Here is a 17,109-nt window from a genome sequence, read left to right as displayed (position 1 = left end):
GATGAATAAATCCCCACTGATTAAAGTTTCATTTTATATATTCCTCCTAATCAATTCTCCAACTTGCGTCGCAACAAACGCAACATCACTATCAATTTCATCCAACACGTAAGACTCTAAAATGCCCATTACAGCTGTTCCTAAAAATTTTAAGACGATATGTTTATCGATGTTTTTATTTACTGATGTGTCTGTATTTAATTTTTTCTCTATTTCACCCATGATGAAAGTTAGTAATTTTTTTTGAAATGATAAGGTGCTGTTACTTCTAAATAGTGCCGCAAAAAATGGTTTGTGTTCTTTGAAGTATTCAAACCATATGATTGTTCCTTCTATAAATTCTTTGTTTTGCTTCTCGTAGCATATTTCTTTTAATTGGTCTAAATGATCGTCCACAATTTTATCTAATAAATTGTACTTATCTAGATAGTGTAAGTAAAACGTTTTTCTTCCGATGTTTGCTTTTTCGGTAATGTTTTTAACTGTAATTTCATCAAATCCATCTGTAATTAACATTTCTATAAATGCCGATTGAATGGCGTTTTGTGATTTTATAATTCTTCTATCGATTTTCTCCATATCGTGTTCCTCCGTTATTGATACACATATTTCGTTACGTGTGTATTATCACCCAAATGCGTAAATGTGGTCATTGAAACAAGTGGTTGCTCGCTTTATTATAAATATACACGTGAGTATTAACTCTCACAAGTGTAAATTAAAAATGAAGTAAGGGTGGTTTTATATATGGCAGTTACGAAAAGAAATGTCCGTTTTTATGCAAGAGGATTACAAGTTGCAGGTATTTTAAATATTCCTGTAGGTGCTGAGGGAAAGAAACAAAATGCAGCGATTGTTTGTGTGCATCCAGGTAGTAGCTGTAAAGATCAAACGGCAGGATTATATGCAGAGAAGTTAGCAGAACAAGGCTATGTAACGCTTGCGTTTGATGCATCGTATCAAGGTGAAAGTGAAGGTGCACCGAGATATATGGAAGAACCAGCTGCGCGCGTTGAAGATATTCGCTCAGCGGTAGATTATTTGACTACTCTTTCTTATATAGATGAAGAACGTATCGGTGTGTTAGGCGTTTGTGCGGGCGGTGGTTATGCGGTAAATGCCGCAATGACAGAGCGCCGCATTAAAGCAGTTGGCACAGTTGTTGGTGCAAATATTGGCCGATTAAATCGTGAAGCTGATCCAATTGGGGTGTTAGAGGCGATTGGTAAACAACGTACTGCTGAAGCACGCGGAGCAGAGGAACTGATTACAAATTGGATTCCTAAAAATCAGGAAGAGTTAGTAGCAGCGGGTATGACCGATATAGATATTGTAGAAGCAGTTGAGTATTACACAACGCCACGAGGGCAAAGTGTTAACTCTCCAAATAAGCTAAACTTTACGAGCATGGGATCGGTAATTGGTTTTGATGCGTTCCATTTAGCAGATACGTTATTAACGCAGCCGCTGCAAATTATTGTCGGCAGTAAGCAAGGTGCATTTGGTTCTTATAAAGATGGTCATGAGCTTTATGAGAAAGCAGCTTCAGAGAAAAAAGATTTACTTGTTGTGGAAGGTGCGAGTCATTACGATTTATACGACCAACCAGAACCAGTAAAAATTGCAGTTGAAAAATTAACAAGTTTTTATAAAGAGCATTTGTAAAAACAATGTTGATATAAATTGTGCCTATAGTTGTTAGATACAAGTCTAACAACTATAGGTTTTTACTATGATGAGCGAAGTGCTTAATATTTACGTTATAAGTGCATAACAAGTTATAATAAAAGAAATCAATAAGGAGGCTGGCTGTGAAGAATCTTCGTTATCTCAATATATTTACCATGTTAATTATATACACACTACTTATGTTTTACATTGGCTGGAACGGATGGGTTTGGCTTCATGCGGTATTTGGCTGGGAATCTTGGGGATATTATGCTTTCATAGTTGCATTTATTTCATATGCGTACATTCTCGTGCAAGTGTTTAAGTTTTTGCCATTTCTGCGAACGATAGGTTCGATTTGGTTTGCAGTTATACAATATGCGCTTATGTTGTTGCCATTAGCTAATATTATGGTCTTTCTTTTACAGTTTTCAGTAGAGAAAGAAGCGGCAATTATTTGGACAGGGGCGGCTGTGATAGCTGCATTTATCTTTATCTTTGCGTATGGAGTATTTAATGCGTATAGTCCGGTAGTAAGAAAGTACGAGGTGCACATACCGAAAAAGGTAGAGGGGCGTAAAAGTTTACGCATTGCGATGGCTTCTGATATGCATTTCGGTAAACTGTCTGGCGTTTCGCATTTAAAAAGACTTGTTCGTCATGTAAATGAGATGGAACCTGATATTATTTTACTGCCAGGTGATATTATCGATGATCATCCAGGTGTGTTCATTCAAAAGAATATGGGACCAATCATGAAACAAATGAAAGCACCATTAGGCGTATATGGTGTTTTAGGGAACCATGAATACTACGGTAGAGCGGTTCCAGAGTTTTTACAAGAGATGGATAAGATTGATATTCGTATTCTTTTAGATGAAGTAATTACAATTGAAGATGACTTTTATCTCGTTGGAAGAAGAGATAAAACAGAGCGAGATCGTCAAAGCTTTGAACAATTAATGAGTACGGTAGATAAATCGATGCCTGTTATCGCAATGGATCACCAGCCATTTGAGTTGAAACAAGCAGCAGCGGCAGGTGTAGATTTATTATTATCCGGTCATACGCACCGCGGACAAATGGCGCCCAATCATATTGTAACGAGAAGAATGTACGAGCTAGACTGGGGATACGCACAAAAAGGCGCGTTCCACGCAATTGTTTCTTCTGGATTTGGGTTTTGGGGACCACCGCTTAGACTTGGTAGTAGGTCGGAGATTGTGCAGGTAGAAGTTACATTTGAATAGGGGTTATGAAATAGAGAGCTGATGGCTCTCTATTTTTTTTAATAAAAACAAATAACAATAAATATTTATGTTGGTGCTAATTTCATAAAAGAGATAAGATTATAAGACTCGATCAAAATAAAGGGGGATTGTAAGTGATCATATTAGATGTACTATACGGAGAATTTGAAGTGGATCAAGTAGTAGAAGAATTAATTTCAAGTAAATCTATGCAAAGACTAAAGGGAATTCATCAAGCAGGCGCAAGTTACTTAATGAACGAGAAATGGAATGTAACGCGCTTTGATCATTCAGTTGGTGTTATGTTGTTAGTGAAAAAACTAGGTGGTTCAGTAGAAGAACAGATCGCTAGTTTACTGCATGACGTATCGCATACTGCTTTTTCCCACGTGATTGATTACGTTTTTCATAATGAAGATGAAAGTTATCATGAAGAGATATTTAGTTCTGTTGTGAAAAACTCAGAAATTCCAGCGATTCTTGCGAAGTATGGTTATAACTATGAAGATATTTTGTTAGATGATTCGAAATGGACGTTACTCGAAAGGTCAGCACCAGAATTATGCGCAGACAGAGTGGATTATACATTACGAGATATGTATACATATGGGTATGTTTCTTTAGAAGAAGTTCACAGTTTTTTAGAAGATGTCATCGCTGTAGATGGGAAAATGGTTGTTCAAAGTGTCGAAATGGCAGAATGGTTTACAGAAACGTATTATAAGGAAGTAATCGATTTCTTTATGGAACCAATGAATATTTACGGAAATGATATGTTAGCGAAAACGTTAAAGGTAGCTCTTCATAAAAGGATTATTCATGCAGATGATTTTCTTCTTGAAGATGAGGAGCTTATTTCGAAATTGCAGCAATGTAATGACCCCGAAGTAGAAGCTTTATTAAGCAAAGTTCATCGAAATGTAAAGGTAAAAGAAGATAGAAACGATTATGATTTACATCAGAAAAATAAAGTGCGTCTTATTGATCCGCCGTTACTTCGTGAAGGGAAAATCGTTCAGTCGTCTGTTGTGTCAGAAAACATAAGACAGATGAGTGATATTGCTTATGAAAAAGCGGTGAGAGGGATGTATGTGAAAGTGATTTCGAATTAAAAAAGAAGTAGTGCATCGTTTTTAGAGCGCTACTTCTTTTTTATTAATAATCAAACCAATTCCAAATCTCAATATCTCCAAGAGTCGCATAACGTACGTGCGGGGAGTTTTGTAATTTTAATAACTCTTTCGATGGGCCAGTAATAACAATTCCGTATACTTTTACACCGTTATCCTTTACATATTGATAACGTTTATCTAAGTTTAGTTCTTTCTCAGAAAGCGCTGCTATTTTGCTTACTGTTTTTTTATGGATAGAAAGGACGCGCATCATTTCGGTTACTTTATCTTCTTGCGTTTTCTGCCCGTCAGTTTCATTATCGAGGAATCTTACATGTTCTGGAAATCCTATAGCTTCTCCGCCATGTAGGATATAGTCATCTACATTTTTTCTTTCTTGTCCTGTATCTAAAGCGTACCATACAGGAGTTGGAGGGAGTTTTTGTGCCTCGAATATGCTATATAAAAGCGGTTCTAATTCTTTTAAAGTGTAAGCTTTATCAAAAGAAATTGCTACTTCTGCAACGGTTCCATCATGTACTTTTGCAAGTGTATCCCATACTTTTTTTGATGAATCCTTTAAATAATCACCCTGCTCTGTTTTGGGATGAACAAAGAAGAGTTTTGGTTGATAGAACGGATTCATCCAAGTTTGCTTCGTGATATCTACAGATGATAAGAAGCTTTTTGTTTCTATTGTACCGAGGGGCATTTCTTTTTTACCGATGGTTCTTACTAAATCAAATTGGCTATTCGTACGGAAAAAAGCTTCTACACTTGTTCCGCCTCCCATAACGCGGCTATTTGGAATAGTTGCTTCAAGTGCCAGAGAAGGAACCTCTCTAATTTCTTTTAGCCTTTTATCATTATTAGCTTGAAAATAAAAGGCTGATAATACCCCGCCGATTATATAGATAACGATGCAAATTGATAATATAAAACCAAACGTTTGTAAACGATGTTTCCACTTAATTCTCCAAAAAGGAATTTTAAGATCTTTTGGAGGTAACTTTTTCTTAATTGGTTCTGTTTTTGTTAACAGCTCATCTAAGTAAGCTTCACAAGCTTCACATGACTCAATATGACTTTCTAACAGTTCTTGTTCATCATGCGTGAGCGTTCCATTTTCATACTTCTTCCATAGTTTTTTAAATTCTGCACAGCCCATCTGTATCACTCCTTTATGGTTTTTATTTCTTTTCGTCCCCTGTGTAATTCAATTTTCACTTTCGCTAATGAGAGACCAGTCATTTCTGCTATTTCCTTATAGGAGAATCCATAGTAATCTCGTAGTAGCAGGGCATTTCGTCTTTCGAGCGGAAGAGAAGATAAACTGTCTAACCAACTAGCAATCTCATGTTTTACGAAATATTCATGTTCTGTACTTGGAACGTTTGGTAAATGGAATTCTGCAACTTCTGTTGTTTTATATTTCTTTTCTTTACGATACCAATCGATAAAGGCATTGTAGGCAATTGTAAATAACCACGGCCTAATTTCTTCTCCTTGATAATAGTCAATATGGACGAGCATTCGGTAAAAGGTTTCTTGCATGAGATCTTCTGCATAGTGGGAATCTCCGGTTAGGGAGAGAAGATAGCGAAATAAATCTTGCATATGCTCGGAGTAAATGTCTTCTAATGATTGTTTGCGTTTCACTACATTTCCCTCCCTTCATACATAACAACGAAATACATATAAAAAAGTTACAATTTTTTATGGAATTATAGTAAAAAACGTCAAGAATTGGATAGGATTCTCTTTTATCATAATACATATAAGGCGGGTGAACAGAGATGGAAAGCTATGAAACACAAATTCAAAGGTCAATTGATTATATTGAGGAAGATGTAATGGAAAAACAAACGCTGCGTAATTTAGCGCGGGTTGCAGGTTTTTCTGAGTCGCATTTTCATCGTGTATTTCAGGCGTTAGTAGGTGATACAGTAATGGAGTATGTTCGAAAGAGGAGGTTAGCCCGGGCAGCTTATCAACTTTCTCATACGGATGAAAAAGTTATTGATATCGCATTTGAGCATGGCTTTCAATCTCACGAAACGTTCACGAGAGCCTTTAAGAAATTATTTCAAATGACACCGAGTGAATATCGAAAACAAGAAATCGAAACACCGATGTATTACAGAGTGAATGTAAAGCAAAGAAAATTAAATCCGTATTTAGGAGGCATACAAATGGAATATCGTATTGTAAATAAACCAGAATTTTTAATGGCAGGTTATGAACTGAAGACGACAAGTAAAGAGGGGAAGAACCATCAAGACATCCCAGCATTTTGGCAAGAATATTTACAAAAAGATCTTGGAACAACGATTCCGAATCGTAAAGATACGAGCCAATGGGTAGAGCTTGGATTATGTACTGATTTTAATTTAGAAACAGGGGACTTCACTTATATTATTGGAATGGAAGTTACAGACTTTGAAAATGTACCAAATGAAATTGCAAAGCGTACTTTCCCTGCAGCAACATATGCAGTATTTACAACGCCGAAAGTTCCTCATAAAGAAATGGTATCGTCTATTCACCAAACTTGGAATGCAGTATTCTCAGAATGGTTTCCGCATTCAGGGTATGAACATTGCGGAGTTACAGAGTTTGAACTGTACGATGAGCGTTGCCACGAAGATAAGAGTGAGTTTGCACAAGTAGAGCTTTGGATACCGGTGAAGAAAAAATAATAAGGTAAGAGCGAATCATTGGGAGATGGTTCGCTTTTTCATAAAAGGAGAAATGGGAAAATGTTCAAAAAACTAGAATGTGTATCTATACATACGAAAGATATAGAAAAATCAGTTTCTTTTTATAAAGAAATGGGAATGAAGCAAAACTGGATGATAGAAAGAGAACTAGAAGAAGGAGCTATTTGGACGTTAATAGGATTGAAATTTCCAGATGAGAAAAGTTCGGAGTTAGTAATAAGCAATCATCCGGATATTAATTTTACGGAAGTCGAAGTATTAGTAGAAGATGTACAACAAACGTATGAGAGTTTAAAAGATAATAAAGATGTAAAGTGGATTCGCGAACCATTTCCAACAGAATCAGGACATGTTGCAGTAATGGAAGCACCTGATGAGAATGTGTTTGTGTTAGTAGGGAAATAGCTGAAATATGGAGTGACCTTTCATAGTGAGTTATGAAGGGTTATTTTTACTTTGTATAGTAGTAGAGGAGGTAGGTTAGTATTGTCGGTTTTTGTCGGTAAGTCGATATATCTAGAAAATCGCTGATATAATTCGAGTTGCGCTGATATATTCAAAAAATCGCTGATATAATTCGAGTTGCGCCGATATATTCAAAAAATCGCCGATATAATTTCATATACCGCTAAAACACCTCAAAAAAAACGATCTGCATAATTTCAATTACCGCAAAACTCTCCCAGAAAAGAAAAAAAGACGCCACATAGCGTCTTTCCTACGAACGAAACGGAAACACAAGAATAATCGTCGTTCCTTTTCCGAGTGCACTATCAACGGAAATTGTCCCGTTATGAGCATGAACGAGCTGTTTTGTAATGGCTAGGCCAAGTCCAGTTCCTATGTTGCTTTCTTCTGTGTTTGTTCCGCGGTAATATCGTTCAAATAGAAGTTCTTTCGTTTTTTCATCCATTCCTTTTCCGTCATCTGAAATGGAGAGTGTAAAGGAATTAGCGTTTTGTGATAATTTTACGATGACAGTAGTTGTTTCGTTATTATGTTTTACCGCGTTTACGAGTAAGTTTTCGATAATACGCTGGAACCATTTTTCTTCAATGAAATATTGAATTTTATTTGAGCTCGGTACGAATTCAATATTTTGATTTTGAAGTGTTGGATTATTAATAAATTGCAATAATACTTTTTGGACGAACTGATTGATTTCAACGTTTACGTGTTGGGCAGGAAGGCTGTTATTTTTTAATTGATACGTTAAGCTTAAATCATCAATTAATGTCGTCATATATTGAGATTTCTCTTTCATAACACTACCAAATTGCTGAATATCACGATCAGTCCAGTTATATTGATTCGATTCGAGTAATAATGCGTAGCCATATATAGAGCTAAGTGGTGTTTTTAAGTCGTGTGTTAGACCGGTAATCCATTCTTCTCGTGTTTGCTGGAGGACTTGCCTCATCGCATCATTTTTTTTGAGTGTAATAGAAAGGTGTTCTAGTGAACTTGTTACATCTCTAAACAAACGGAATGACCATTTTTCTTTACCAGATCGCCGGAACCTGACAGGTTTTCCTTTTTTACTAATAGGTTCTTCATACTTTCCACCAGCGATATTTTTTAGCCAGCGCATCGCATGTAATAACGGTTTTCCGAATTTATTACCGTACCAAATAGAAAGAATGACTAAATAAACAAATACGATAAGAAGGATTAATCCGCATCCGATGAGAAACTTCTTAGTAAATACATCTTCAATTTCGTCATCTGGATAGTAGTGCTCATTTTTTGCAGTTACAACGAGAAGGTTGCCACTATTTGCATCGTAAAAGCTAGACGTGTTTTCTTTATGATTCCACGGTTCTTTTTCATTAAGGGCAATTTGTATTGCTGAAAATGTTTTTTTCTTTCCAGTTGGATAGGAAAAAACCTCTTCGCCATTTTGATTAAATATTTGAAGTGTTGCTTTTTCTTTAGATAGTAACTGTTTTTCTTGGTCTGTTAATGCGAACGAATCCATCGTTAAAGAGGAGTGATCCTTTTGAATTGCTGTCAGTAACGCATTGCTTTTTAACATACCACCATAAATAACAAGTACTTTCTTTTCTTCTAATTCAATTTCCCAATATGTAAATTTATAATTACTTTCGATATGATGTTGTATATATGCGACTAAAGATGTCTTCGTATAAGCATTCGGAACATCATTTGGTGTATTAAAGTGGTAGAGGATTTTTCCGTTTTCATCTACAACTTGGAGCCAATCATTTTTTTCCTTTATTAAATCTTGCACTTCAGATTGTAACGAAATATGCCCATCTTCTGAAGAGATGTATCTTGAAATTGTAAAACTATCAGAATCTGGAATATTAGGTTCGTATAAAGTACTAGTAAGAAGAAAAATTAAATAAGTAAAAGCAGCAACTACAGCGATAAGTAATGTAACTAAAACAAAAACGTGTTGCATGATAAATTGAATAATAAGTCGTTTATTAAAATTCATATCGTCACCCTACTTTGTAACGAACTTATAACCAAGCCCGCGAACGGTTTTTATATATTCTGGTTTACTTGGATCATGTTCAATTTTTTCACGTAGTTTTCGAATGTGGACCATAACAGTGTTGTCATCGCCATTATAGGCAGGTGCTCCCCAAACTTTTTCGTATATTTCCTCTTTCGAAAATACGTAGTTCGGATTCTCGCAAAAGAAGAGTAGTAGTTGAAAGAGTTGAGCGGAGCATTCGACAATGTGCCCATCTACTGTTAGTTCTGCAGAGTGCTGATCAATTTCAAATCTTCCAAATGAAATCGAGTGTGATTTTTGTTCGTGTGGTACGGTTTGTTTCATATGTCTCCGAAGCTGTGCTTTCATACGTGCTACTACTTCTAATGGATTAAATGGTTTCGTAATATAATCATCTGCACCGTATGAAAATCCGGATATTTTATCTAAATCAGATGCTTTTGCTGATAGGAAGAAAATTGGACAATCTGTTTGTTGGCGAATGATTGGACAAATATCAAAACCAGATTGTCCAGGAAGCATTACATCTAAAATAATTAAATCGTAATTGTTTTGCTTAGTTAGAGATAAAGCCATTTCAGCTGATGTTGCAGTTGTAATATGAGAAAAGCCTTCTTTTTCAAGAATGGTAGTTAGTAATTGTAAAATTGCTGTTTCATCATCAACGAGTAAAATATTTGCTTGGTACATAAATATCCCTCCTAATTTTCTCGAATATCATATCATCATTTTGTAACTTATGGAATTTTTAAGGGAATTTTAAGGTTTTCTTTCGCAAAAAATTAAGAATCAAATGATATGATAAAAGTAACATAGGGGAGGAGATGAGTGTGAACCCGTTTCAAGTGATGCGAGCTAGATATTTTTTAATTGTATTTGCACTATTAATTTTAATAGCGAGAAGTAGTGGCGATTTGCTAACAAGTATATTTCATATACAAAATTCTTCTTTTATAAATATCCTTATATTCTATATCCTTCCGATGGTATGGATTTCTTATGAGTATAGAAAGCACCACATTTCATTTTCATTATTTGTTAATAAAAATGAAACATTTAACTTGGTACAAGTTTTATACATTACGGTTATGTTATGCATGTTTAGTTACGGGTATCTTATTTTGTATATGTATAGTTTTGCATGGATTACACCGGACTTTATTATGAACGCCCTGCATGAACCAATTGTAGATAGTACTGGGGGATATGTATCTCAAGTCATTAGGGTCGTATTCATCGCACCAATTATCGGGGAATTTGTTTTTCGCGGATTTTTACTTCAACGTTTTGCAACAAAATGGGGAACGAGCATAGCGAACATCGTTGTAGCAATATTGTTTGCGTTGTTACATGTTGATTTCCTCGGTGCAGCCATATTCAGCATCGTATTGTCAATCGTATATATTCGTACGAAAAGTTTACTCATGCCAATTGCAATACATATGTTAAACAATGCATTTGTAATAGGTGCTTCTTTTCTAATAAGTAGAGAAAAAATTATTAGTTTTGCCGATTTCTCAAATTATACGACATTCTTTCCTGGACTTATTATTTTTATAACAGGATTAAACTTAGTACTTATCTTTTTATTTGTTAATCGCAAATATTGGAGTAAAGAAGTGCCGGTTATATATGCAGAGCAGGAAAAGAGCTTTTCAGATGTAGTCGGGAGTAAATAAGATGAAGAAGACGGTTGAAAAAATATTAAAAGACATTATAGATTCTACGTCTATTACAGATATGTGTGATAAAAGCGTTTGTCATTGGCTTCAACCTGTAGTAGATACGATTGTGTTTCCAGAGTATTACGTATTTTCTAGTACTCATTTAAAAGAAAATATTATTTCTCTTCTTATTGTTTTCGGGGTTTTACTAATATTTGGTCTAATTGTAGAAGAAATGATGAAGCGCATCTTCAAAAAGAATGAAGAGAAGTATATGTGGATTCATAAAGTATTCGAGAAAGTAATGGTGGCTTTCCTTTTGTTTTATGGTATAAAAACAATCATTTACTTTATAGCTTTGAAACATCATTAATTCGAAATTTGAAAGGGATGTATAAAATTATATGAATGAAACGATATCATCAAATAAGTTTTTTTATTTGATTTTACTTAGTCTAGTGTTAATAACGACAGTGAATGTTATTTTGCGCTGGGAGGAAGCTTATTTTTTCATGTATTTAGCGCTCCATTTGCTAGGGATTTTATGTATAAGTGGTGGAGTCGTTACTGAAAAAAAGAATGAAGAAAGCGTTAACTATATGTGTGTGATCGGTCTTGTTTTACTTTTAGCTGTACAGGGTATTATGAAATATAGTTCTTTCTCTTTACAAGATTTTAGTTTATTAATAGATGTACTTCCTTAAAGAGGCTTTTTATTTTATCTAAAAAGGAAGTAGGGTACGTGTTGGTTTGTAAGTGTACGGATTGTGAACCGAAGAAAGTGTTTAAAGATAGGTAAAACTCTTCTTATGTAGAAGAGTTTTTTTATGTAAATAAAAAGATCCAGAGCAATTCACATAATAAGCTTGTTCTAATTTAGCGTGTACGAACTTACAATAATAATAGACAGGCAGCATAGAGGAGGGAATAGCGTGAAGAAGGTTATCGGTTGGTCGCTTTTTTTGTACGTTGGATTTGCGTTACTTATATATTGGTATTTATTTGGATGGAATCATGAACTTATTCCGGACATGTATAAGGGAACGAGTGCAGATCCAGAAACGTTTATGAGTACGAGAGAGCTTACGCTAAGCCAAGATTATTCGCGCGTGAAAAATTTACTATACTTTTTAGCGACGCCTCTTGAATGGATTATTTTATTATTTGTACTTGTGCTAGGTATTTCAAGAAAGTTTGAGAAATGGTCGAAGGAAACGACTAAAATAAGTGTTTTGCAAGTTGCGATTTATTTCTTTTATTTATCATTATTGACAACAGTGCTTGCCTTACCGATGCAATGGATTGGCCGGAAAGTGTCCGTTGATTACGGCATTTCAACACAAAGTACACAAAGCTGGATAAAAGATCATGTTATCGGTTTTTGGGAAAGTTATGCGACTATGTTAATCGTAGTTACCGTTCTATTATGGCTTATCCGTAAATTTCCGAAGAGATGGTGGCTAGCAGGATGGGCGCTCTCTGTTCCATTTACAATCTTTTTAACATTCATACAGCCTGTCGTTATTGATCCACTGTATAACGACTTCTCGACGCTGAAAAATAAAGAATTAGAAACGAAAATTTTAGCGATAGCAGACAAAGCGGACATTCCTGCTAAACACGTATATGAAGTAAATATGTCGGAAAAAACGAATGCATTAAATGCTTACGTAACAGGAATTGGCCCTAACGCCCGTATTGTAATGTGGGATACAACACTTAAGCAGTTAAAAGATAAAGAGATTTTATTTATAATGGCCCATGAAATGGGGCATTATGTTATGAAACATATATATTTTGGCGTTGCAAGTTATGTGTTGCTATCGTTTATAGGTATGTTTTTAATTAGTCGTATTATAAATATGTGTATTCGCAAATGGGGAGATACATTGCAAATTTCAAAAGTGGCATGTTTCTCCATTTTACCTTTATTTTTCTTAATTTCTTCTATACTCTCTTTTGCAGCACAACCAGCAACAAACTACGTTTCACGTATAGAAGAAAGGGCCGCAGATCAATATGCTTTAAATATGACGAAGGACGGGAAATCTGGTGTGAAAACTTTTCAATATTTATCAAAAACAAGTTTAAGCCAAGTAAATCCGCCTGCGTTAGTGAAATTTTTCTTATACACGCACCCACCAATTTTTGAAAGAATTCATACGTTTGAACAATATGAGAAACAAAGCAAAAAGGAGTAGCATGATAGCTACTTCTTTTTTTATAGAGATATAAGTTTCATATTGGGAATATTTATCATTGCTTTTTATTGTGATTTTGTAAATAATAAGCTATAAAATTCTAAAAATCTATATATAAAGGAATAAAGGTGGAAAAATGTATTTTTTACAAAATTTAAAAGTGAAATATAAATTATTAGCGCTTATTTCATTAGCAGTTTTAGGTATGGTAATTATAAGCAGTGTAGCAATTAGTTCTATTAATAAGATTAAGCATGATACAGAGGTTGTAGTAGATGATTATCAATATTCTGCAATTTTATTAGAAGGAATGCTTCGCACACAAAATTCACTAGAATATAATTTATTAGAATTAATTACGGCATCACAAAATGAAGTGGCAAATAAAGAGGGAATAATTAATAATATTGAAAAGGATCTTAAAAAATATGATTCTTTATTAAAAGAATATGATGATGGTTTTAATTTAAGTAAGCAAGAGGATGAACTGTTTCAGAAGATGAAGAAATCTTTGCCAAGTTATAAAGATACATATAAAAAATTATTTGAAAAGGCGAAGGCAACAAATGAGCCACAAATGGTAAATGAATTTCAGAAGGAATTAAAACCGAAGGGAATAGAGTTAGCTGGTTATGCAGTGGATCTAGAATCGTATGTTTCAAATTTAGCTGACCAAGTATTTAAAGATTCTCAAAAAATGATTGATCGTTCCGTTATTACCTTTATCATTCTTGTAGTAGTTACTACAATCGTTATATGTATAGTAAGTTATATTATTAGCAAGCTCATAGTTGCTCCTTTACAAACGGTTAGTCGTATGATGGAAAGAGCGAAAGAAGGAGATTTAACCGTACATGGTGAGTATACTGCTAAGGATGAATTAGGTATATTAGTAAGTAATTTTAACGAGATGATTGCAGGGCTAAGAACAAATATGCAAGAAGTAGAGAATAATATTCAGCTTTTATTCCAACATGCAGACGGAGTAGTATCTGCATCAGAAGTATCTAGTAGTGCAGCGAAGAAAATCACTATGGATATTGAAGAAGTTGCAAATGGTGCAGAGAGTCAAATGCAAGCAATGGAACAAACTGCGGGTGCGATGGAAGAGTTGACGCAAGGAATGCAGAGTATAGTCAATACATCATCCTCTGTAAATGAATTATCTGCTCAATCAGCATTAGATGCAGAGAGTGGTAACAAATTAATGAAACAAATGATTCAACAGATGGATACAATCCAAAATTCGGTACATAGCGGTGTGAAACAAGTAGAGACTATGAAAGAACAATCAGAAGAAATTGTTAAAATCATTGATGTTATGCAAGGTATTACCTCCCAGATTAACTTATTAGCATTAAACGCCGCAATTGAGGCTGCACGTGCTGGTGAAAGTGGTAGAGGATTTGCAATTGTGGCAGATGAAGTGCGGAAATTAGCAGAACAATCTAGTGATTCTGCAAAACAAATTGAGAATCTTATTACTCAAGTTATGGGAACAACGAACCATACGGTACATATGATGGGGAAAGTAGATAATGAGGTACAGGCAGGTACACAAGTAGTAATGCATACAGAAAAAGTATTTGGAACAATTACAGAAAAAGTACAGCAAGTATCTGAGCAAATTCAAACGGTATCTATGTCTACAGATGAAATTGCAGCGAGTAGTGAGGAAATCTCGGCTTCTGCAGAAGACATGGCTCAAATTTCCCAAAGATCATCTGACCGAACTGATAGGGTAAAAGAGTCTATTCAACAGCAAGAAAAATCTGTTCAAGAGATTTCGGTTTCAATTGAACATATGCATAACGCAGCAGGAAAATTAAAACAAATAGTTGCCCAATTTACTCTTCAAAAGTAGTAGCATATTTGAGTGTTAATAAATATAAAAAAATCATCCTCTTTTAAGAAAAAAGGATGATTTTTTTATCCCGTTATTTGCTGGGCAGTAAGACCCCCATCTCAAAATTCAGCGAAAGCGAGTTATCAGTGAAGGGGGATGCTACCTCTGAAATATAAACCATGAATATAGTAATCTCCATTAGGCATCTCCTTTAGGTGCCAATAAAGGGAAGTTATAAAGTGAAAAGGAGTTTATAAAGAGATTGTAGAATGTTTTAGTATATAACACCTTAGATGTGACAACTTCCTTTTTGAAAAAGAAAGAAGGGGGTATAAAGCAGAAAGGTAGTGGAAATATTTCTTCTAGAAGATTTGCATTTTATCTTACATTCACAAAAAAAATAGTACTCCTGAAACAATGAAGTTCATTTTATTTGAATGAAATAGGGAGAGAGGATAATGAAGCAAAAAATATTGGGTGTAATGATGATTGCGACAATGGCAGGAGGTATATTTGCAGGGGCGAATGTGACACCTGTAAAAGCGGAAGAGTATCCACAAATGATTGTGTTTGAAGATGTTCCATACGGATTTTGGGCATATGATGCTATTATGGATTTAGCGTATCATAAAATTATATTAGGGTATGGAAACGGGAAGTATGGTGTTGGCGATCTTATAACACGTGAACAAGTAGCTGGGACTATTTACAGAACACTTGAGATAAAAGAAGAAGGGCCAGTAGCGAATCCATATAAAGATGTTTCTGATAGTACAACCACTTTTAAAAAGGAAATTTTAACGTTAACAAAACGTGGTGTTTTTACAGGGGATGGCCAAGGGAATTTTAGGCCGAAAGCACCAATCTCTAGAGCGGAAATGGCTGTCATTTTAAAACGAGCATTTAATTTTGAAACGAAACAAAAACATACATTTAAAGATATTCCAAAAGGTCACTGGGCAGAAGATGCAATTAGTGCGTTACAATCTAATAATGTTGTGAGAGGAACTGGGAATGGCATGTATGAATTAAATCGCCCTGTACCTAGAGAACAATATGCTCAGTTTATTAATAATGCGATTATTAATTATCATTTGAAAGAGGATTGGAAGTAGAGTGAAATATGAAAGCACAAATAGAAAAATTTGTGCTTTTTTGTTTGTTTAAAAAAGAATTATTATTCGTATTTATGTATTTTTATGGTTATAAACAAGCTTTATAATCAACCCGATGAAAAAGACATGATGTGTAATATGATTCACAAAACCGTCACGAAATGTGTCGGAAAATGTATTGTCACTATACCATTTATTCTGTATATTTTAAAAAAAACATATACATATTGGGGAGATAATTTGATGAGCAAAAAATTATTAAAAACAGCTACAGCATTAACAATTATGGGTGGGGTGTTATTCTCAGCAGAGAGTAATAGTGTAAAAGCGGAAAGTGCACCGTTGCAAAAAGCAAATACAATTGTATTTAAAGATGTACCAAAAGGACATTGGGCATATGAGGCAATTCATGAATTAGCGGAACAAGAAATAATTTTGGGATATGGCGATGGAATATTCGGTTTTGGGGATAATGTAACACGTGAGCAAGTTGCAGCTTTAATTTACCGTGTGTTTGATATGGAAGAACAAGATGAATATGAAAACCCATATGGAGATATCGTTGAAAATTCAACAAGCTTTATCGAGGAGATATTGGCTCTAACGGAAATCGGAATTTTCCAGGGAGACGAGAATGGAAACTTTAGACCGAAGGCGACGTTAACGCGTGCGGAAATGGCACAAGTTCTTACGAATGCTTTTGACCTACAGGCAAAGGGATCTCATAACTTTAATGATGTTTCAGCAAATTCATGGGCAACGAATGCAATTAGTGCAGTACAAACAAATGGTATTACAATGGGAATCGGAGAAGGTAAATTCGGTCCGTCTATGAAGGTAACGAGAGAACAATACGCACAGTTTTTACATAGAGCAATATTGCATGATATGGAACAAGGGCAGTAATAAAGTTTAACTAGTCAAAGTGAAATTCAAAAATAATACAAAAAGGTCGTTGTTGTATAACAGCGGCCTTTTTTGTATGAAATAAAGCGCGAAAGAATGGCGTTTTGAAAAAAAACGAAATGAATTTTCAAAAAAAACTTCC

At 34.8% G+C, this 17,109-nt stretch carries 17 protein-coding genes; 12 read left to right on the top strand and 5 right to left on the bottom strand.

Annotated features, from left to right (window positions below):
- Positions 1-33: 33 nt before the first annotated feature.
- Positions 34-579 carry a TetR/AcrR family transcriptional regulator gene (locus B9A45_RS24315; protein ID WP_000410998.1) on the bottom strand — a complete coding sequence of 182 codons (546 nt, stop codon included), beginning with the start codon at positions 577-579 and terminating at the stop codon, positions 34-36.
- Between the two features lie 168 nt (positions 580-747).
- Here B9A45_RS24315 and B9A45_RS24310 point away from each other — a divergent pair, with 168 nt between their 5' ends.
- The 3 genes from B9A45_RS24310 (at position 748) to B9A45_RS24300 (ending at position 4,030) form a co-directional block, all read left to right on the top strand.
- Complete coding sequence (locus B9A45_RS24310) at positions 748-1,665, top strand: alpha/beta hydrolase (protein ID WP_000301565.1); 918 nt, start codon at positions 748-750, stop codon at positions 1,663-1,665.
- Between the two features lie 146 nt (positions 1,666-1,811).
- On the top strand, positions 1,812-2,918 hold the full coding sequence (locus B9A45_RS24305) for a metallophosphoesterase (protein ID WP_000793767.1): 1,107 nt from the start codon (positions 1,812-1,814) through the stop codon (positions 2,916-2,918).
- Between the two features lie 134 nt (positions 2,919-3,052).
- Entirely contained in the window at positions 3,053-4,030 is a 978-nt protein-coding gene (locus B9A45_RS24300) for an HD domain-containing protein (RefSeq protein ID WP_000584686.1), read from the top strand.
- 43 nt (positions 4,031-4,073) lie between these two features.
- Here the strand turns inward: B9A45_RS24300 and B9A45_RS24295 are convergent, their stop codons facing one another.
- Both B9A45_RS24295 and B9A45_RS24290 read right to left on the bottom strand, forming a co-directional pair.
- On the bottom strand, positions 4,074-5,198 hold the full coding sequence (locus B9A45_RS24295; RefSeq protein ID WP_053513596.1) for an anti-sigma factor: 1,125 nt from the start codon (positions 5,196-5,198) through the stop codon (positions 4,074-4,076).
- Between the two features lie 5 nt (positions 5,199-5,203).
- Positions 5,204-5,689: an RNA polymerase sigma factor gene (locus tag B9A45_RS24290; protein WP_084065242.1), complete on the bottom strand. Its 486-nt coding sequence runs from the start codon at positions 5,687-5,689 to the stop codon at positions 5,204-5,206.
- A 137-nt stretch (positions 5,690-5,826) separates the two neighbouring features.
- Here B9A45_RS24290 and B9A45_RS24285 point away from each other — a divergent pair, with 137 nt between their 5' ends.
- Positions 5,827-6,729 carry an AraC family transcriptional regulator gene (locus B9A45_RS24285; protein ID WP_000446853.1) on the top strand — a complete coding sequence of 301 codons (903 nt, stop codon included), beginning with the start codon at positions 5,827-5,829 and terminating at the stop codon, positions 6,727-6,729.
- 60 nt (positions 6,730-6,789) lie between these two features.
- The gene (locus B9A45_RS24280; protein WP_000473637.1) at positions 6,790-7,155 is read left to right on the top strand and encodes a VOC family protein; all 366 of its coding nucleotides are present in this window, start codon (positions 6,790-6,792) and stop codon (positions 7,153-7,155) included.
- Between the two features lie 313 nt (positions 7,156-7,468).
- On the opposite strand, the gene B9A45_RS24275 is transcribed toward B9A45_RS24280, so the two are convergent.
- Positions 7,469-9,211, bottom strand: coding sequence for a sensor histidine kinase (locus B9A45_RS24275; RefSeq protein ID WP_084065239.1), 1,743 nt, complete (start codon positions 9,209-9,211; stop codon positions 7,469-7,471).
- Positions 9,212-9,220: 9 nt separating this feature from the next.
- Complete coding sequence (locus B9A45_RS24270) at positions 9,221-9,925, bottom strand: response regulator transcription factor (RefSeq protein WP_000283871.1); 705 nt, start codon at positions 9,923-9,925, stop codon at positions 9,221-9,223.
- Positions 9,926-10,065: 140 nt separating this feature from the next.
- On the opposite strand from B9A45_RS24270, the gene B9A45_RS24265 reads away from it, so the two are divergent.
- The 7 genes from B9A45_RS24265 (at position 10,066) to B9A45_RS24235 (ending at position 16,967) form a co-directional block, all read left to right on the top strand.
- Positions 10,066-10,914 (top strand): CPBP family intramembrane glutamic endopeptidase, encoded by an 849-nt coding sequence (locus B9A45_RS24265; RefSeq protein ID WP_142263088.1) that lies wholly within the window; start codon positions 10,066-10,068, stop codon positions 10,912-10,914.
- Between the two features lies 1 nt (position 10,915).
- Positions 10,916-11,272 carry a hypothetical protein gene (locus B9A45_RS24260; RefSeq protein ID WP_000754337.1) on the top strand — a complete coding sequence of 119 codons (357 nt, stop codon included), beginning with the start codon at positions 10,916-10,918 and terminating at the stop codon, positions 11,270-11,272.
- A 31-nt stretch (positions 11,273-11,303) separates the two neighbouring features.
- On the top strand, positions 11,304-11,603 hold the full coding sequence (locus B9A45_RS24255) for a DUF2101 family protein (RefSeq protein WP_001006050.1): 300 nt from the start codon (positions 11,304-11,306) through the stop codon (positions 11,601-11,603).
- A gap of 228 nt (positions 11,604-11,831) precedes the next feature.
- Positions 11,832-13,100 (top strand): M48 family metallopeptidase, encoded by a 1,269-nt coding sequence (locus B9A45_RS24250; RefSeq protein ID WP_000755728.1) that lies wholly within the window; start codon positions 11,832-11,834, stop codon positions 13,098-13,100.
- A 136-nt stretch (positions 13,101-13,236) separates the two neighbouring features.
- The gene (locus tag B9A45_RS24245) at positions 13,237-14,964 is read left to right on the top strand and encodes a methyl-accepting chemotaxis protein (protein ID WP_084065234.1); all 1,728 of its coding nucleotides are present in this window, start codon (positions 13,237-13,239) and stop codon (positions 14,962-14,964) included.
- Positions 14,965-15,404: 440 nt separating this feature from the next.
- Positions 15,405-16,061: an S-layer homology domain-containing protein gene (locus B9A45_RS24240; RefSeq protein WP_142263087.1), complete on the top strand. Its 657-nt coding sequence runs from the start codon at positions 15,405-15,407 to the stop codon at positions 16,059-16,061.
- 138 nt (positions 16,062-16,199) lie between these two features.
- Entirely contained in the window at positions 16,200-16,967 is a 768-nt protein-coding gene (locus B9A45_RS24235) for an S-layer homology domain-containing protein (RefSeq protein ID WP_142263086.1), read from the top strand.
- Positions 16,968-17,109 lie beyond the last annotated feature (142 nt).

The sequence above is a fragment of the Bacillus sp. JKS001846 genome, assembly GCF_900176455.1.
Classification (GTDB): domain Bacteria; phylum Bacillota; class Bacilli; order Bacillales; family Bacillaceae_G; genus Bacillus_A; species Bacillus_A cereus.
The sequence above is the reverse complement of the archived record's forward strand: the minus strand, read 5'-3'. Positions and strand labels throughout refer to the sequence as shown.